Annotated in this window: 17 protein-coding genes; 9 read left to right on the forward strand and 8 right to left on the reverse strand. The window is 67.1% G+C overall.

The features are described 5' to 3' along the window. Positions 1-103 precede the first annotated feature (103 nt). The 5 genes from ACM26W_RS15575 (at position 104) to ACM26W_RS15595 (ending at position 4,188) form a co-directional block, all read left to right on the forward strand. Positions 104-874 (forward strand): ABC transporter ATP-binding protein, encoded by a 771-nt coding sequence (locus ACM26W_RS15575; protein ID WP_416137887.1) that lies wholly within the window; start codon positions 104-106, stop codon positions 872-874. Positions 875-887: 13 nt separating this feature from the next. Next, positions 888-1,589 carry an ABC transporter permease gene (locus ACM26W_RS15580; RefSeq protein WP_416137888.1) on the forward strand — a complete coding sequence of 234 codons (702 nt, stop codon included), beginning with the start codon at positions 888-890 and terminating at the stop codon, positions 1,587-1,589. 1 nt (position 1,590) lies between these two features. After that, positions 1,591-2,319 carry an ABC transporter permease gene (locus ACM26W_RS15585; protein WP_416137889.1) on the forward strand — a complete coding sequence of 243 codons (729 nt, stop codon included), beginning with the start codon at positions 1,591-1,593 and terminating at the stop codon, positions 2,317-2,319. 138 nt (positions 2,320-2,457) lie between these two features. Continuing rightward, a complete protein-coding gene (locus ACM26W_RS15590; protein ID WP_416137890.1) occupies positions 2,458-3,225 on the forward strand; it encodes a transporter substrate-binding domain-containing protein in 768 nt (255 codons plus the stop codon). 150 nt (positions 3,226-3,375) lie between these two features. Beyond that, positions 3,376-4,188 (forward strand): TraX family protein, encoded by an 813-nt coding sequence (locus ACM26W_RS15595; protein WP_416137891.1) that lies wholly within the window; start codon positions 3,376-3,378, stop codon positions 4,186-4,188. A 3-nt stretch (positions 4,189-4,191) separates the two neighbouring features. Here ACM26W_RS15595 and ACM26W_RS15600 read toward each other — a convergent pair whose 3' ends face one another. Both ACM26W_RS15600 and ACM26W_RS15605 read right to left on the reverse strand, forming a co-directional pair. Next, positions 4,192-5,028, reverse strand: coding sequence for a cytochrome b5 domain-containing protein (locus ACM26W_RS15600; protein ID WP_416137892.1), 837 nt, complete (start codon positions 5,026-5,028; stop codon positions 4,192-4,194). Further along, positions 5,025-6,320 carry a ferric reductase-like transmembrane domain-containing protein gene (locus ACM26W_RS15605; protein WP_416137893.1) on the reverse strand — a complete coding sequence of 432 codons (1,296 nt, stop codon included), beginning with the start codon at positions 6,318-6,320 and terminating at the stop codon, positions 5,025-5,027. Before ACM26W_RS15605 ends, ACM26W_RS15600 begins: the two co-directional genes overlap by 4 nt. A 166-nt stretch (positions 6,321-6,486) precedes the next feature. Here ACM26W_RS15605 and ACM26W_RS15610 point away from each other — a divergent pair, with 166 nt between their 5' ends. The 3 genes from ACM26W_RS15610 (at position 6,487) to ACM26W_RS15620 (ending at position 10,676) form a co-directional block, all read left to right on the forward strand. Beyond that, positions 6,487-7,926, forward strand: coding sequence for an ethylbenzene dehydrogenase-related protein (locus tag ACM26W_RS15610; RefSeq protein ID WP_416137894.1), 1,440 nt, complete (start codon positions 6,487-6,489; stop codon positions 7,924-7,926). Continuing rightward, the gene (locus tag ACM26W_RS15615) at positions 7,923-8,474 is read left to right on the forward strand and encodes a hypothetical protein (RefSeq protein ID WP_416137895.1); all 552 of its coding nucleotides are present in this window, start codon (positions 7,923-7,925) and stop codon (positions 8,472-8,474) included. The genes ACM26W_RS15610 and ACM26W_RS15615 overlap by 4 nt, the downstream gene beginning before the upstream one ends. A 177-nt stretch (positions 8,475-8,651) precedes the next feature. Next, a complete protein-coding gene (locus ACM26W_RS15620) occupies positions 8,652-10,676 on the forward strand; it encodes a PhoX family protein (RefSeq protein WP_416137896.1) in 2,025 nt (674 codons plus the stop codon). Positions 10,677-10,745: 69 nt separating this feature from the next. On the opposite strand, the gene ACM26W_RS15625 is transcribed toward ACM26W_RS15620, so the two are convergent. The 6 genes from ACM26W_RS15625 to lhgO all read right to left on the reverse strand — a co-directional run bounded on the left by ACM26W_RS15625 (position 10,746) and on the right by lhgO (position 17,359). After that, the gene (locus ACM26W_RS15625; protein ID WP_416140908.1) at positions 10,746-11,861 is read right to left on the reverse strand and encodes a 5-(carboxyamino)imidazole ribonucleotide synthase; all 1,116 of its coding nucleotides are present in this window, start codon (positions 11,859-11,861) and stop codon (positions 10,746-10,748) included. Between the two features lie 22 nt (positions 11,862-11,883). Continuing rightward, complete coding sequence (gene purE / locus ACM26W_RS15630; protein ID WP_416137897.1) at positions 11,884-12,405, reverse strand: 5-(carboxyamino)imidazole ribonucleotide mutase; 522 nt, start codon at positions 12,403-12,405, stop codon at positions 11,884-11,886. Between the two features lie 48 nt (positions 12,406-12,453). Beyond that, positions 12,454-14,490 (reverse strand): TRAP transporter permease, encoded by a 2,037-nt coding sequence (locus ACM26W_RS15635; RefSeq protein ID WP_416137898.1) that lies wholly within the window; start codon positions 14,488-14,490, stop codon positions 12,454-12,456. Between the two features lie 25 nt (positions 14,491-14,515). Further along, complete coding sequence (locus tag ACM26W_RS15640; protein ID WP_416137899.1) at positions 14,516-15,013, reverse strand: DUF1850 domain-containing protein; 498 nt, start codon at positions 15,011-15,013, stop codon at positions 14,516-14,518. 22 nt (positions 15,014-15,035) lie between these two features. Then, positions 15,036-15,995: a TAXI family TRAP transporter solute-binding subunit gene (locus ACM26W_RS15645; protein ID WP_416137900.1), complete on the reverse strand. Its 960-nt coding sequence runs from the start codon at positions 15,993-15,995 to the stop codon at positions 15,036-15,038. Positions 15,996-16,162: 167 nt separating this feature from the next. Further along, positions 16,163-17,359, reverse strand: a complete 1,197-nt coding sequence (gene lhgO / locus ACM26W_RS15650) for an L-2-hydroxyglutarate oxidase (protein WP_416137901.1) — start codon at positions 17,357-17,359, stop codon at positions 16,163-16,165. 138 nt (positions 17,360-17,497) lie between these two features. Here lhgO and ACM26W_RS15655 point away from each other — a divergent pair, with 138 nt between their 5' ends. Next, positions 17,498-17,776 carry an XRE family transcriptional regulator gene (locus ACM26W_RS15655; protein ID WP_416137902.1) on the forward strand — a complete coding sequence of 93 codons (279 nt, stop codon included), beginning with the start codon at positions 17,498-17,500 and terminating at the stop codon, positions 17,774-17,776. Positions 17,777-17,997 lie beyond the last annotated feature (221 nt).

The raw sequence follows: 17,997 nt of genomic DNA on the forward strand, positions 1-17,997 counted from the left end.
GCCATCCCGCCCCGGCCGGATAGTGAATGTGTCGTTGCGCCCCTGCCGAGCGCCGCTTGCCCTCGGCGTGACGCCGCGGCGACCCTGACCCGGAGCCCATTCCATGGCCGAAACCCCGATTCCGCTGGAAGTCCGCAATATCAAGAAGCGCTTCGGCGATACCGAAGTCCTCAAGGGGCTGTCGCTCTGTGCCCAGAAGGGAGACGTGATCACCCTGATCGGGGCCTCCGGCTCCGGCAAGAGCACCTTCCTGCGCTGCATGAACCTGCTCGAGCAGCCCGACGAGGGCGACCTGGTCGTCCACGGTGAGGAGATCCGCTTCAGGAGGACGCGCCGCGGCCGCGAGCCCGCCGACTGGAAACAGGTGGTGCGCATGCGCGCCAAGCTCTCCATGGTGTTCCAGAGCTTCAACCTCTGGGCCCACATGACCCTGCTCGAGAACATCATCGAGGCCCCGGTGCACGTGCTCGGCAAGCCGAAGAAGGAGGCCATCGAGCAGGCTCGCGCCCTGCTCGAGCGCGTGGGCCTCACCGCCCGCGCCGACGCCTATCCGGCCCAGATGTCCGGCGGCCAGCAGCAGCGTGGCGCCATCGCCCGGGCGCTGGCCATGGACCCGGAGGTGATGCTGTTCGACGAGCCCACCTCGGCGCTGGACCCGGAGCTGGTCGGCGATGTCCTCAAGGTCATGCACGAACTCGCCGACGAGGGGCGCACCATGATCGTGGTGACCCACGAGATGGGCTTCGCCCGGGACGTCTCCAGCCAGGTGATCTATCTGCACCAGGGCCTGGTGGAAGAGGCCGGCCCGCCGCAGCAGGTGCTGGGCAACCCCCGGTCGCCGCGCCTGAAGCAATTCCTGGCCCCCAAGTATTGAGCGGGAGAGCACTATGCTGGATCTTCAAGGCTACGGTCCGCGGCTGCTGGAAGGCGCCGGCGTCACCCTCCAGCTGGCGGTGCTGTCGCTGGCGCTGGCCGTCCTGCTAGGCCTGTTGACCGCCAGCGCCAGGATGTCCCGCAGCTGGCTGCTGCAAAGGCTCGCCACCCTCTACACCACGGTCATCCGGGGCGTGCCGGACCTGGTGCTGATGATGCTGCTGTTCTTCGGCGGCCAGATGGCGCTCAACGTGGTCACCGATTCGCTCTATGACCGCTTCGGGGTGGACTGGTACGTCAACCTCAACGCCTTCGCCGCCGGCACGCTGACCATCGGCTTCATCTTCGGCGCCTACATGGGCGAGACCTTCCGCGGCGCCTTCATGGCCGTGGACGATGGCCAGATCGAGGCCGGCAAGGCCTACGGCATGTCGCCCTGGCTGGTGTTCCGGCGCATCCGCTTCCCGCAGATGATGCGCCACGCCCTGCCCGGCATCTCCAACAACTGGATGGTGCTGCTCAAGACCACCGCCCTGGTCTCGGTGATCGGGCTCACCGACATGGTCCGGGTCGCCGCCGAGGCCTCCCGGGCCACCCACGAACCGTTCACCTTCCTGATCCCGGTCGCGCTCGTCTACCTGCTGATCGCCAGCGTCTCGGAGTGGCTCTTCGCGTGGCTCCAGAAGCGCTACAACGTCGGCTTCGGAGGACACTGAGATGGACGCCCTCACGACCTGGTTCCATGACCTGCTGGCCAGCAACGTCATCTTCACGCCCCAGACCCTCGGCTACTACTGGGACGGCCTGGTGACCACCACTCAGCTGGTGTTCCTGTCGCTGGTGATCGGCCTGGTGCTGGCGGTGCCCCTGGCCATCGGCAGAAGCTCGAGCCGCCGCTGGATCAGCCTGCCGATCTACGTCTTTACCTATGTGTTTCGTGGCACGCCGCTGCTGATACAGCTCTATATCATCTACTACGGGGTGGTGTTCTTCGACGGCATCCAGGAGACCTTCCTGTGGCCGATGCTGCGAGAGGCCTTCTATCCCGCACTGATCGCCTTCACGCTCAATACCGCCGCCTATACCACCGAGATCTTCCGCGGCGCCATCAAGGCTACCGCGCGTGGCGAGATCGAGGCCGCCCGGGCCTACGGCATGTCGGACGCCCTGATGATGCGGCGCATCATCCTGCCCAGCGCCTTCCGCCGCGCCCTGCCCGCCTACGGCAACGAGGTGATCTTCATGCTCCACGCCAGCGCCATCGCCAGTGTGGTCACCCTGATGGACCTCACCGGCGCGGCTCGCTTCGTCTATGCGCGCTTCTATGCCCCCTTCGAGGCCTTCCTGTTCGTGGCCGCCATCTACCTCTGCCTGACCTTCGCCATCCTCTATTTCTTCCGCTGGCTGGAGAAGCGCCTGCTGGCGCACTTGAGGCCCCAGAGCTGAATCACCGCAGCGGCGGCGGCGCGAGCGTCAAACGCCCGTTGGAAAATCCACCGCCCGGGGCTTTCGGCCCCGCGGCGGCTGGGCTAGAGTCGACCCCGTAGGCACCTCGGGTGCCGCCTTATTACAAGGAGTGACTCCATGAAGAAACTGCTGACCGTCTCGATTCTCGGTGTGGCCATGGCCGCCGGCACCGCCCAGGCCCGCGACTACGACCACGTGCGCATCGGCGTCGACGTGCCCTACGAGCCCATGGAGTACCGCACCGCCGACGGCGAGCTGACCGGCTTCGACATCGACCTGGGCAACGCCCTGTGCGCCGAGATCGGCGTGACCTGCGAGTGGATCGAACAAGAGTGGGACGGCATCATCCCCGGCCTGCTGGCGCGCAACTACGATGCCATCATGTCCTCCATGTCGATCAACGACGAGCGCCGCCAGACCGTGCTCTTCTCCGACTCCTACATCACCATCCCCGGCGCCTGGTTCGCCCCGGAGGGCAGCGAACTCTCGGCGATCGACGAGGAGACCCTGGAGGGCAAGAGCATCGGCGTGCAGCGCGGCACCACCTACGACAACTACGCCACCGACACCTACGGGCGTATCGCCACCGTCAACCGCTACTCCACCGCCGACGACATGGTGCTGGACCTGCAGGCCCAGCGCCTGGATGTCGTCTTCCTGGAGTACGTGGTCGGCCAGGCCACCCTGCTCAACAGCGAGGATGGCGACTACCGGATCGTCGGTGAGATGGTCAGCGAGCCCGAGGAGTACTTCGGTGAAGGCTTCGGTATCGCCTTCCGTCAGCGCGACGAGGCCCTGGCCGAGCGCTTCAACGAGGCGCTGGCCACCCTCAAGGAAGATGGCACCTACGACGAGATCTTCGCGCGCTACTTCGACGACGAATGATTCCCGGCTCAGGGCAGTAGACAGCGGCCTCGCCAATGCGAGGCCGCTTGCGTTGCAATACGAGGTCCCGGACGAGAATGAGTCAGCGCCGTGCCGGAACTTTCGGCGGCTCTGCCTGTCACTGTGGGTCGCCCCGACAGGAAGGACAGAATGACCTCAAGGACCGCCCCCGCAGCCGATACGGCCGATACCGCCCCGCGCCCCTCGTCCACCTGGACCGGCTGGGGCCAGTGGCTGGCCCTGGCCACCATGACCCTCGACCACCTGACCCGCTACGTGCTGCCGGAGGAATGGGCACTGGACTGGGCAGGTTCGTCACTGGGCCGTATCGCCTTCCCGCTGTTCGCCGCCATGGTCGCCTGGCACGGGCTGTTCAATACCCGCAACCCGCTGCGCTACGCCCGGCGCATCCTGGTGATCGGGGTGGTCGCCCAACTGCCCTTCATGCTGATGCCCCGCGCCTCGGACGCCCTGCTGCTTAACGTCTGCTTCACCCTGGCCGCGGGTCTCGCCTGGGGCGCCTGGCTGCGCGAGCTGCTCGCCCGCTACCGTAGGGGCGAGTTGGAGAGCCGCTGGCTGGCCCTGGCGGGCGTGACCACCTTGGGGCTCTGGGCCCTGCTCGGCGATTGGGTCGAGTATGGCCACGAAGGGCTGCTGCTGGTGCCGCTGCTGATGCTCGCCATGCACCACCTGAACCGGGTCGGCGAGCCCCTCATCGAGCGCCTGGCGGCGGCCGCCCTGGCCCTGCCGGTGCTGGTGGTGGCCGGCCAGATGAACGCCACCGACATGGCCAAGTCCTTCACCGTGGCCACCTGCCTGGCGGCGCTGTGGCTGGCCGCCGGTGCCCACCGGCTGGCGCCGACCGTCCCCCTGGCGATGCCGCGCCGGCTGTGGCTGGCCTGGTACCCCGGCCACTTTGCGCTGATCGCGCTGTGGCTGTGGCTCGCCGGGGGGCTCGGCTGAGGCTCAGGGCCAGCTGTAGACCCCACGGTTGAGGCCATCGCGGATCGCCGAGATGATCTTGGCACCGCGCAGGGTGGCGCCGCTGTAGCCATCGATGTCGTCGGCCAGGCGCTCGGGCTCGTAGAGGGCGAAGATGGCGGTCACCGGCTCGCCCTCCAGGCGCTCGAGGATCTGGCGATGTTGGCGCATCACCGGGTAGAGGGCATCGCCCTCCTCCATGGCCAGGTAGTCATCGTCACGGTAGGCCAGGTGGCGGTAGGCCAGCCCAGTGAAGCGCCCTTCCTCGAGATCGAAGGTGATGTTCACCTGGATGATGCCCCGGTCGATGAAGACGCCGCGGTAATGGCCATCCTGCGGTAGGCCGAGCAGCGCCCGATGCAGGCGCTGGTCCTCGGCGGGCGAGAGCCGCGCCTCGGCCGTGTCGGCGTCACCGGCGGACTCGGCGGCCGCCTGGGGCCCGACCGGCTCGCCTGCCTCGTCCACCAGGCGCCCGATCAGGTACGCCTCGAGCATCTCCTCGGCCCGCGGACTGTGAGGCACGCCGGGGCGCTTGTTGTCCCAGCCCTCGGTGGCCTCCTTGCCACACCACTCGAGGATCACCGCCGAGTCGGTGGGGTGGTTCGGCACATAGTCGGTGATGTCGTAGACCCGGCCATGGATCGCCTTCCAGCAGCTATCGGCGCTGGCGTGCTCGTCCAGCTCGTCCAGGGTGATGGGATCCAGGCCCTCGTCGTTGGCCGCGTCGCGCTCATTGCTCGAGAGCGCCTTGACCGAGACCAGGGTGAAGAGGCTCGCCACGAAGGCGATGAAGACGGAGTAGGCGATCTTGTTCATGTTCATAAAAAATCGAAGACCTCGCTGTGGATGCGTGAGGCGGGAACCCCCTGCCCGGCCAGCAGCCGCTGCAGGTGAGCGTTCATGGCCGATGGGCCACAGAGGTAGATCTCCCTTTCGGTGAAATCCGGGCAGTGCTCGCGCAGGAAGGCCTCGTCCAGCCGCCCCCGCTCACGGGAGTAGTGCTGGGTGAAGGTGAACCCGTCGGTTCGCTCGGCGATCTCCTCGAGCTCCTCGCGGTAGTAGGCGCGATCCGGGCCATTGGCGAGATAGAACAGGTGAACCTGTCCTCCGGGGGCTGCCCCGGCGGCCAGGTCACGGGCACCGCCGACAAAGGGGGTGATGCCGATGCCACCGCCCAGCCAGAGCATGTCGCGCTCGGGGAAGCGGCGCCCGAAGAACTCTCCGTAGGGGCCCTCGACCAGCACCCGGGTATCCGGCGCCACCGCCTGCAGGGCATGGCTGGCGTCGCCCAGGTCCTTGATGCCGATACGCAGGCGCGAATCCGACGGCGCCGAGGCGAGGGTGTAGGGGTGCTCCTCGCCACGCCCGGCGGAAAGTGACTCGTCCAGCGGCGAGAGGTAGACGAACTGGCCCGCTTCATAACGGATGCCGGCCCCCTCGGGACGCAGCACCAGCTCCACCACGCCACGGGCCAGGGGCACGACCTCTTCGATGCGATAGGCATGCCGACGCCGCGGCGCCAACGCCTTGCGCCAGGCGATGGCGCCGAGCCCGGCAATCCCCAACAGCCACCAGGTCCAGGCTTCCCCGGCCAGCAGAAAGGCATGCCAGAGCCCCAGCAGCAGCGCCGCCGCCGAGACCAGGTGAAGACGCTTCCAGCGCTGGTAGTGGGGCTGGCCGAAGAAATCGAAGGTGGGCGCCAGGAACACCACCAGCGCCACCCAGGCCAGCCAGCCGAGCCACACGCTGCCGTGGGACACCGGCGGGAAGAGGGTCGCCACCGCGGCGTCCAGGGAGGCCGGCACCGCCGCGAGACCCAGCGCCAGGGCATGGACCATCACCAGGATGAAGGCGGTGAAGCCCAGCCAGTGGTGCAGATGCCAGAGCCGCGCCAGGCCGCCGAAGGGACGGTCGAAGCCTGGCACCCGGCAGCTCACTGCTCCGGCCAGCAGCATCATGGCCAGCCCCAGGATGCCGGTGACCCGCCCCACCCAGGTCAGCCACAGCTCGGGCGGGCCGCCGAGCCCACCCAGGCGCGGCAGCGCCGCCGCGAGCGGCAGCAGCAGAACCGCGATCAGGGCGATATCGCCCGGCCTCAGCCAGCGTCGCATCATGCCTCCCCTTGCCGAACGCTACCTGAACAGTGTCGCCGACAGGCGGCAGGCTTCAAGGCCTGCGGCACGTTGTCTCATCCATATTGATCTATATCAGGGAAGTCTGCTCAAACGGGTCCATACTGAATTCGACAATGGCATTAATTTCCCTGACGCAGGAGTTCCTATGGCAAGTCACCACAAGGGCGCGGGTCCCTGGCTGGTCCTCGGGTTGCCGGTTGCCCTCGGGCTGGCCTGGATCACCCAGGGCACCGGGGTGATCGAGAACGACCTCGAGCGTAATATCTACATCCCCGAAGAGCTGACCATGCCGCTGCAGGTCCAGGCCGCCTACAACGGCGAACAGATCTTCTTCCGCTATCGCTGGCCCGCATCACAGCCCCATGTCTACCACGACATGCTGCGCTACGAGGACGGTGAGTGGATTCGCCACGGCCGCTCGGTGCCAGGGCCTGACCCCGACGGCACCTACGAGGACCGTGTCTCCATGCTGGTGGATGACGGTGGCGTCCCACAGTTCGGCCGCTATGGCGGCTATATCACCGTCGGCGATCAGATGCGATTCTTCAGCAACTCTGCTTCACCGGCTGACGTGCAGGCGCATCCGCACCTGGGCGAAACACTCGGCGAGAGCGATGTCCGCAAGTACCTGCCCGCCACGCGATCCGACCAGAATGACTGGCGCAGCGTCGTGGACGCCGACGTGCTGGCGACCCAGCGCGAGGCGGGGTACTTCCTGGACCTCTGGCACTGGCGCGCGGGGCGCTCCAATGCCATCGGCGCCTCCGATGACCAGTGGGTCGGCGAGTATCGCCACGGCGATGCCGGTAGCGGCCCCTTCACCACCAACTGGGATGGCGACAACAGCCAGCCGCGCTGGATGCTCGACCCTGAACAGACCGGCGAGCGCGCCCTGCGCTGGGAGGACGTGACTTCGGGCCAGGTCGATTTCGACGGTATCTACTTCATGTCGGAGGACAATCGTATAGATTTCGATCCCGACCACGACTGGCAGAACGGCGATGTGATCCCGCGGCGCCTGCTGCGCCAGCCTGCCGGCTCCCGCGGCGACATCGCGGTGCAAGGCCAGGCCCGCTGGGAAGATGGCTACTGGGACGTGACCCTGGTGCGCGACATGGATACCCGAAGCCCGCTGGACGACAAGGCGTTCCGCGAACAAGGCGTCTACGACATCGGCATCGCCGTCTATCGCAACGCCACCGGCAGTCGCTGGCACTACGTATCGCATCCCTACACGGTGGGACTGGGACGTGAGGCCGACCTTCAGGCAATGGCCTTCGACGGGGACTCACCGGACTGGTCGGCCGACTGGTTCGAGATGACCCTGTTCTACCCCGGTCAGGTCGACTGGCCGCTGCTTAACAGCCGCGCCCACGCCGGCGCCGAGGATATCGCCGAAGGCAAGCCGGTACGTCCGCGTCACAGCGAGAAGCAGCTCGCCCTCTACGGGGTGGAGATGGAGTTCAATGACACCATCACCTCGCGCTGGTTGATGACCCTGATCGCGGGCCTGATCGCCATGCTTGGCGTCACCCTCGCGCTGGCACCCGCCTTCCGCCCGACTCGCCAAGGAGACCGCTCATGACCGGCACTCACGCCATGCTTTCTCACTTCCCGCTGGGCTTCTGGGCGCTGGCCACCCTGATGATCCTGGTCGGCGCCTTCCTGCCCGGCCGCATGGCCGAACTCAGCCGCGCCGCCCTGCTGCCGGTGCTGGTGCTCAGCCTGCTGGGCGCCCTGGCGACCCTGATCATCGGCTTCCTGATCTGGCCCATGGCGGCCAATCTTGCTAGCCCGCTGGCGCGCAACCATATCCTGATGGCGCTCTGGTCCCTGGGCATCTTCACCATGCTCACCGTGCTGGTGTGGCGAGCCGGCGAGGCCGCCTTCGACGGTGCCCGACGCTGGGTGCTGGTAGTCCTGGCACTGACAGGGGCATTGATGTTTGCCTCCGCCGGCACCCTGGGCGGTCACCTGGTGGGCGCCACCACGGCTTTCTCAACGGTGCTCGGCCTGATGGGATGGGAGGTCTACACCACCTTCTACAGCCCGCTCTGGGTCATCGCCGTGATGGTGATCATCGGCATTGCCCTGGGGGCCCTCGGCATCATGAGCCAGCGCAGGGCCGGCTGACACCAACACCACCCACCATGGCAGACAAGGGCCCCGCTTCGGCGGGGCCCTTGTCGTTGATGGCTCTGTCACCGAACCGCCTTTATTCATACACGCTGATGTAATACCCCGAGGTCATGCTCTCAACCGAAGTTTTCCCCCAGCGTTCGGACACGCGCCCCACTGGAGAGAGCCCCCATGACCCTGCATCAGCACCCCGGCCACGTCGATGCCATTCTCGCCGCCGGCGACGAGCCCATGAGCAACTCCTCGGCCAACGGCTACTTCGGCGACATCCTGCAGGCCCGCATCAGCCGCCGCGGCATGCTGCGCGGCAGCCTGGCCGCCGCCGTGGCCGGCGCCATGGCCACCCAGCTGCCCTTCGGCAGCGCCTTCGCCGCCGGCGGTGCCAGTGCCAAGGCGCCGAGCCTCGGCTTCAAGGCGATTCCGGTCAGCGCCGCCGACAGCGTGGTGGTCCCCGAGGGCTACCGGGTGCGGGCCATCCTGCCCCTGGGCACCCCGATCAGCGGCGCCATGCCCGCCTTCTCGCTGGATGCCAGCGGCGAGGAGCAGGCCCATCAGGTGGGCAGCCACCACGACGGCATGCACTTCTTCCCCCTGGACGACAGCTCCCGGGACGGCCTGCTGGTGATGAACCACGAGTACGTGGAGCCGCGCTTCCTTCACGCCGCGGCCGCCGGCCTGGCGCTGGACCGCAGCGGCTTCCCGCAGAACGCGGACGGCAGCCGCGACGACGACCAGGTGCTCAAGGAGCTCAACGCGCACGGGGTGACCATCGTGCGCATCCGCGAGGATGACGACGGCCAGTGGCAGGTGGTGGAGGATGCCCGCAACCGCCGCGTCACCGGCCTGACGCCCATGCGACTCGCCGGGCCGGTGGCCGGCACCGAGCATGTGGTGACGAAATACAGCCCGGACGGCACCCGGACCCGCGGCACCCTGAACAACTGCGCCCACGGCGTCACCCCCTGGAACACCTATCTGGCCGCCGAGGAGAACTGGGCCGGCTACTTCGCCAACACCGACGCCGAGATCGACCGCCGCCAGGCCCGCTACGGTATCGAGACCCGCGACACCGGCCGTTACCAGTGGCACCGCGCCGCCAGCGGTGCCGACGAATACGTGCGCTTCGATGCCAGCGCCCGCGGCGCCTCCCCCGCCGAGGACTACCGCAACGAGCCCCATGCCTTCGGCTGGATGGTGGAGGTCGACCCCATGGACCCGGCCTCCACGCCGATCAAGCGCACTCACCTGGGCCGCTTCGCCCACGAGGGGGTGATCTTCGCCCCGGCGGTGGAGGGTCAGCCGGTGGTGGCCTACTCCGGCGACGACGCCCGCTTCGAGTACATCTACAAGTTCGTCTCATCGCGCCCCTTCCACGCCGCCAGCGCCGACGGCTCGCTGCTCGACGAGGGCATCCTCTACGTAGCGAAGTTCCACGAGGATGGCCGCGGCGAGTGGCTGGCCCTGGCCCCGGGCGAGAGCGGCCTGACCCCGGAGAACGGCTTTGCGGATCTCGCCGATATCCTGGTCAACACCCGGGCCGCCGCCGACCAGGCCGGCGCCACGAAGATGGACCGCCCCGAGTGGGGCGCCGTGGACCCGGTCACCGGCCAGGTCTACTTCACCCTGACCAACAACACCCTCCGCGAGGAGGGCGACGAGCACGCCGCCAACCCGCGCGCCGACAACAGCTTCGGGCATATCATCCGCTGGCAGGAAGTGGGCACCCACGCCGGCACCCGCTTCGCCTGGGACCTCTTCGTGCTGGCCGGTGACGGCGACGACAGCCGAGATCTGGCCGGCGCCCCCCTGGATCAGGACGCCATCTTCGCCAGCCCCGACGGCCTGTGGATCGATCCGGAGCGCCGGGTGTGGATCCAGACCGACATCAGCGAATCGGTGATGAACGGCGGCATCTTCGAGGTGTTCGGCAACAACCAGATGCTCGCCGCCAACCCCGAGACCGGCGAGATCAAGCGCTTCCTCACCGGCCCCGTCGGCCAGGAGATCACCGGCGTGATCACCACCCCGGACCAGCGCACCATGTTCGTCAACGTGCAGCACCCCGGCGCCACCACCGAGGCCGAGGCCTTCGCCGCGGGCGACCTGGCGAGCCACTGGCCGGACGGCGGCAGCGCCATCCCGCGCTCGGCCACCCTGGTCATCACCCGCGAGGACAGCGGCCTCATCGGCGCCTGATCGCGCCTGCCGCCCCCCCGAACGCAGCAGGCCCCGCTCATGGCGGGGCCTGCTGCGTTCGGGGGGCGGCTAATCGAAGCTGAAGCGCGGCGCCGGGGCGTCGGGCAGCAGGGCCGTGCAGGCACGCACTTTCGAAAGCAGCGCCTCATGGGTCGGCGCCAGCAGGTTGATATGCGCAAGCTTGCGCCCGGGCCGCTCGCTCTTGTCGTAGCGATGCAGGTGGGCGTCCGGCAGGGCGAGGATGGCCGCCGGGTCGCCCTCGCGGCCGATCACGTTGACCATGCAGGTGGGCATCCGGGCAGCCGTGTCGCCCAGCGGCAGCCCCTGGATGGCGCGCAGGTGGTTCTCGAACTGGCTGGTCACCGCGCCGTCCATGGTCCAGTGGCCGGAGTTGTGCACGCGAGGCGCCATCTCGTTGGCCAGCAGGCTGCCGTCGGCGCTCTGGAACAGCTCCAGGGTCAGCACGCCCACATAGTCCAGCTCGTCGAGCAGCGCGCGGATATAGCCGTCGGCGGTCTGCTGCACGCTGTCGTCCAGGTCAGGTATCGGCGCGATGGAGTAGCGCAGGATGCCGTCGACGTGCTGATTCTCGGCCATGGGGTAGAAGACCACCTCGCCGTCGCGGCCGCGCACGGCGATGATCGATACCTCGCGCACGAAGTCGACGAAGGCCTCGACGATCAGCTTCGGATGGTTGATGGCGCGCCAAGCCTCATGGGACTCGGCCGGGTCACGAATCACCGCCTGGCCCTTGCCGTCATAGCCTTCGGTGACCGACTTGGCCACCACCGGGCAGCCCAGCTCGCGGGCCGCGGCCTCCAGCTCGTCGGCGTGCTCCACCAGGCGATAGGCCGGGGTGGGAATGCCCAGTCGGTCGAACAGCGCCTTCTCCTCGGCGCGGTTCTGGCAGACGCGGATCGCCTCGCTGGACGGGTAGACCGGCCTGACCGCCTCGATGGCACGTACCAGCGATACCGGCAGGTGCTCGAACTCGTAGGTGACGAGGTCCACCTTCGAAAGAAAGTCATCGAGAAGATGGTGCTGGTCCGTGTACACCATGACATCGCCGATGCCGGCGCTGGGATGGCCAGTGGTATCCAGGAAGGTGAAGCGGTTGGCCAGAGGGTAGCCGGCCAGGGCCAGCATGCGGCCGAGCTGGCCGGCACCGAGGACGCCGATGTTCATGGATCTTTCCATGCCCTTCTCCTCACTCACTATCGGGACGCGGATCGGGCCGCGGGTCAGGATGGTCGAGCACGCTCTGGGTCTGCTCGGCGCGGAAGGCCTCCACGGCAGCGCGCACCTCGGCGTCCTGCAGGCCGACAATCTGGGCGGCCAGCAGGCCCGCGTTGGTGGCGCCGGCCTTGCCGATGGCCAGGGTACCCACGGCGATGCCGCCGGGCATCTGCACGATGGAGAGCAGCGAATCGAGGCCCTTGAGCGCCTTGGACTCCACCGGCACGCCGAGCACCGGCAGCGCGGTCTGGGAGGCCACCATGCCGGGCAGGTGGGCCGCCCCGCCGGCGCCGGCCACGATCACCTGAAGGCCCCGCTCGGCCGCACTCTTGGCATAGTCGAACAGCAGGTCCGGAGTGCGGTGGGCGGAAACGACACGGGTCTCAAAGGACACGCCCAGGCGCTCGAGCATCGCCACGGCGTGTTCCATCACCGGCCAGTCGGACTTCGACCCCATGATCACGCCGACCTTCGGCGACTGTTCGGACTGCATGGATGCTCCTTGGCAACTGCCTCTGTGCGGAAAGGAAAGCCGCACATTCTAGCCGCGCGGCCCTCCCCCGTCACCTTGACTAGCCGGACAGCTGCGCTCGCGGCGGCTGGCCAGCCAGTTTCCAGCGATCACCGCCAGCATCACGGCCGCCCCGGCCGCCTCCACCACAAAGTTCGGGTAGAAGACCGCCACAATGGCCGGCAGCAGCACCACACGCAGTGGCCAGGCCAAACGGACAAAGAGATAGCCCTCCAGGGCGGCGGCAAAGGCCCCCAGTGCCAGGAAGCCGGTCAGTGCCGTCCACACCACAACCAGCGGCGGGCCACCCATGATGAGCTCCGGGTTGTAGACCATGAACAGCGGTATCAGATAGAGCCCCTTGGCGAACTTCCACGCCTGGAAACCGGTTTCCATGGGCTTGCTGCCGGCGATGGCCGCCCCGGCGAAGCCGGCCAGCGCAATCGGTGGCGTCACGTTGGAGTCCTGGGAGTACCAGAACACCACCAGATGGGCGATCAGCAGCGGAATGCCGAACTCGGCGGTCAGGGCCGGGCCCACCAGCACGATCAGCACGATATAGCTGGCGGTCACCGGCAGGCCCATGCCCAGCACCAGGCTGGCCAGCAGCACCATGATCAGTGCCAGAAGCAGATTGCCCTGGGAGAAGGCCAACATCATCGCCGAGAACTTCAGCCCCAGACCAGTGAGGCCGACGATGCCGACGATGATCCCCGCCACCGCGCAGGCCATGGAGACCGCCACAGCATTGCGTGCCCCCAACTCCAGGCCCCGCATCAGCTTTACCAGGCCGTTGCCGGTGGCAGTGGCGAGTCGCCCAGCGGTCACCGGCTCACCCTGCTTCGGTGCCACGAAGAAGAACCACACCAGAAAGCGCAGCACCGCTACCGCCAGCATGGTGATAACGGCGTAGTAGCCTACCCGCATCGGCGACATGTTCATCACCAGCAGCCACACCAGCACCCCCAGAGGCAACAGGAAGTGCCAGCCTTCCTTCATCACATCTCGCATCTGGGGCAACTCGCTTCTGGCCATGCCCTGCATACCCTGCTTCAGCGCGATGATGTGCACGAAGAGATAGACGGTGCCGAAGTACATGATGGCCGGCACGATGCTGACCTTGACCACCTCGAGGTAAGGCATCCGGGTGTACTCGGCAATCAGGAAGGCGCCCGCACCCATCAGCGGCGGCATGATCTGCCCGCCGGTGGAGGCCGCCGCCTCGATGCCGCCTGCCTGCTTGGGCTTGTAGCCCAGCCGCTTCATCAGTGGGATGGTGAAGGCACCGGTGGTCACCACGTTGGCGATGGCGCTGCCGGAGATCGAGCCCATGCCAGCGGAAGCGATGACCGCCGCCTTGGCGGGGCCGCCCCGCTGGCGACCGGTGGCCGCATAGGCCATATCGATGAAGAACTTGCCGGCGCCGGTGATCTCCAGGAAGGCGCCGAACAGGACGAAGATGAAGATGTAGGTCGCGGCCACGCCGAGCGGCAGGCCGAAGATGCCCTCCTGCCCCAGGTAGAGCTGGCCCACCACGCGGTCGATGTTGTAGCCGCGGTGCTCGAGGATGCCGGGCAGCCACTGTCCTAGCCAGGGCAGCTCCCCCCGGGGGCCGGAGAAGGCATAAAGGATGGCGATCACCCCGATGATAGTCATGCCCAGCCCCACCGCCCGACGCGCCGCCTCGAGCACGGTCAGCACGGCGATGCAACCTACCACGATATCGGTCTGGCTCCAGAACCCGGCGCGTCCGAAGATCTCGTCCAGGTAGATCACCAGGTAGCCACCGGTCAGCAGGGCCCCGGCCAGGAACAGGCAGTCGATGGCCCAGCCCAGCCCACCACGCCGGCGATGGGGTCCGAACACCGGAAACATCAGGAAGGCCAGCACCATGATCAGCATCAGGTGAATGCTGCGCTGGTAGAACAGTCCCAACGGTTGGATACCGGCGGAGTAGAGCTGGAACAGCGACAGCCCCACCGCCACCAGGGTGATCAGCCACAGCACTGGCCGGGCATGGTTCGCCTGGCTGCCGGGAACAATGGGTGTGTTGCCCGAATCGCTCATCGTGTTTCTCTCGAAGGGTCGTGTTTCAGTCCGATAGGGTCAGGCGGAGAGTGACGCGGCGGTTGGCGGCCAGGCGACTAAGGCTGATACGCTCACCCCCGACCACCAGGCGGTGGTTGACCTCCGGGGATCCGACCCGCAGGTGATAACGATTGCCGGGCACCGGCTCGTCGATCTGCTCTATCCAGTAGCCGCCTTCGCCGTCGGAAACCTGTCGCCCTCGCCCCGGCAAATGGCCGAGACCCGCGGCGAAGTCGGGCTGGTGGCTTCGCTCCAGCACCATGCGGCCCTCACTGTGACGATAGCAGTCGAGCACCGCGAAGCCTGCCACGGAGTGGTTCCACTCCAGGCACCAAGCCTCGCCCTCGGGCATCGGCAGCGCGGCAATCACGCGGCCGTCGTCGGCATGCACCTCCAGCCATCCCTCCGCGGCCAGGGCCGGCGGAGCGAGCAGCAGCAGACACATCGAGAGAGCCGCCGGCCCGAGGGCGCGGCGGCTTGCGGTCAGGATCGCGGCACGCATCGGGGCGCCCGGCTCGGTCACATTACTGGCGCTGGTGGTCCTGGACCTCGGCGCCTACCTCCTCATAGTAGCGCAGGGCGCCGTCATGGAAGGGGATCGGGGTGGAGTCGATGCTGAACTCCACGGTGGTGTCGTTGGCCGCCGGGTGCACCGCGATCAGCTCGTCGGTGTATTCGAAGAGGATCTTGGTGATCTGGTAGGCCATTTCCTCGTCCATCTCGCTGCTCACCGCCAGGACATTGGGGATGCTGATGGTGTGGACGGCCTCGTCCATGCCGTCGTACAGGCCGGCCCGCAGGTTGTAGGGGGCGAATACCGGCTCCGCCTCGCGAGCATTGGCCACCTCTTCCTCGCTCAGACCCACCAGGCGGATGTCACGGGTGGTGGCCAGGTTGAGGATCGAACTGGTGGGGGGGCCCACGCTCCAGAAGCCGGCATCGATGTCGCCGTCGCGGATGGCGTCGGCGGTCTCGTTGAAGTTCAGGCGCTGGGGGGTGAAGTCGTCATAGCTGATACCGTTGGCTTCCAGCAGGGCGCGAGCGTTGAGCTCGGTACCGCTGCCCGGGGCGCCGACGGAGACGCGCTTGCCGCGCAGATCCTCGAGGGACTCGACGCCAGAATCGGCCAGGGCGACCAGCTGCACGGCGTTGGGGTAGACCGAAGCCAGGGCGCGAATATTATCGAGCTGGCGGCCCTCGAAGTCCCCGGTGCCGTTGTGGGCCTGGTAGACGGTATCCGCCAGCGCCAGGGCCAGGTCGGAATCGCCGCGCCACACCAGGCCCATGTTCTCTACCGAAGCCCCGGTGACCTCGGCCACCGCGCTGGCACCCTCGAGGTGATTGTTGATCAGCTCGGCCAGGCCGCCGCCGAGGGGGTAATAGGTGCCGCCGGTGCCACCGGTGGCGATGGAGAGTTGTTGTGCCGCGGCCAGCGGGGCCGTGGCGATCAGCGAGGCGGCAACGGCGTACTTGATGGCTTGCATGGCAATCCTCCGGGCTGAAACCCGATTATCTTGTAGGGTTGTTATCGGCGCGGGAGATCATCGCGCCTGTTGAAAAGCTAGCATGCCCCCTGCGTGAGAGGCCAACGCCCGGATTTCTACGTTTCTGTTTTTTTTCGGCAATTCCACCAAGGTCGCCCAGTTGAAGTTCACCCCTCCACCATCGCCTTCACCTGTTCGACGATGTGCGCCCCGATGGGGAGAGCGGAGGTGGCCGCCGGCGAGGGTGCATTGCCCACGTTCAGCGTGCGCCGGGTGTTGACGAACAGGAAGTCGTCCACCAGCCTGCCGTCGCGGGAGACCGCCTGGGCGCGCACCCCGGCCGGGTAGGGCTCGAGATCCTCGAGGGTCAGGCTCGGGCAGTACTTGCGCACCAGCTCCAGATAGCCGCGCTTGTAGAGGGAGTTCTTCATCTCGACAAGCCCCGGACGCAGGTTCTTGCCCAGCACCTTGAGGATGCCGGGATTGGTGAACATCCGAGCCATATCGGCCAGCGAGATGTCGCGCTTGCGATAGCCCTCGCGCTTGAATGCCAGCACCGCATTGGGGCCGACGGTCACGCTGCCGTCGATCATGCGCGTCAGGTGCACGCCCAGAAACGGCATGGAGGGGTCGGGAATCGGGTAGATCAGGTGGTTGACGATGGCGTTGTGGCGCTTCGGAAGCCGGTAGTACTCGCCGCGGAAGGGGCAGATGGTGAAGCCCGGGTCGCGGCCCAGCAGACGGATCACCCGATCGGCCATCAGCCCCGAGCAGGTCACGAGATAGTGCCCCGCGAACTCGCCGGTACTGGTGGTCACCACCACTTCCTGGCGGCGCTCCTCCAGGCCGGTGAGCTTGCAGCCATAGCGAATCTCGCCGCCCATCCGCTCGAATTCGGCGGCCATGGCGCGGGTGACCTCGGCGTAGTCGACGATGCCGCTGGAGGGCACGAAGATACCCCCGACACCGGTGATGTTGGGCTCGCGCTCGGCCAGCGCCCCGGCCGAGAGCCACTCGCGCTCCAGGCCGTTGGCCGCGGTGCGCTCCCACAGCGCCTCCATGCGCCCCATTTCCAGCTCGTTGGTGGCCACCAGCAGCTTGCCACAGGTGTCATAGGGGATGTCGTGGCCGTCGCAGAAGGCCTTGGTGGCCCGGTTGCCCTCGAGGCAAAAGCGCGCCTTGTGGCTGCCCGGAGTGTAGTAGACCCCGGCGTGGATCACCCCGCTGTTGTGGCCGGTCTGATGCTGTGCCGGCCCCGCCTCCTTCTCCAGCAGCAGCATGCGCCGGTCGGGGTAGGTCTGCTTGAGCTGCATGGCGGTAGACATCCCCAGGATGCCGCCGCCGATGATGATGAAATCGTGCATTTTGCCTCGCTTGCCGAGTGGGCCAGCTGGCCCACATGCCCTGTCGAACCATGCCACGAAAGCATCATAGAATCGACACTGGCAAAAGCGCCAGACAGCCGCCATAGTGTGCGTGTCGAAATCGCCCACTGGAGCATCATGAGTACTGCACGTCACACCCACAGCGCGGATCTTTCCGACCCCCCGCGAAGCAGCCCTGACCTCGACGTCAGGGACCTGGAAAAACGTTCACGCCTCATGCGCATCGTGACTCGGCTGATCGCCGTCTCGGACCTCGGATGTCGAGAGATCGCCCGCCGCGCCGGCCTGCCGGCCCAGAAGGTCAGCGATCTGCTTTCCGGCCGCCTGGAGCACCTCTCCGTCGAAGAGTTGCAGCTCTTGCACCGCACCATCGATCCCCAGCCGACGGCCCACTGACGCCGCCGCATTAGACCTCGAGTATCACGCCCCGCCGGGCCACCGGCGGGGCGTGATGCTTTCCGGGCTTCCGGGACACTGTCTGCCCCTCTTTTCCTTTCCACTTTCTCCTGCCTGTTTTCCCTTTACCGTCTAACACTTGCATGAATATTAAGTGAGCATTAAGAGCTTGCTAACGTTCTCTTGATGCATATCAAGCCCATCGACCTTGGTCGTGGGTA

Origin of the sequence: Halomonas sp. HK25, from assembly GCF_047795635.1 — a bacterium.
GTDB lineage: Bacteria > Pseudomonadota > Gammaproteobacteria > Pseudomonadales > Halomonadaceae > Halomonas.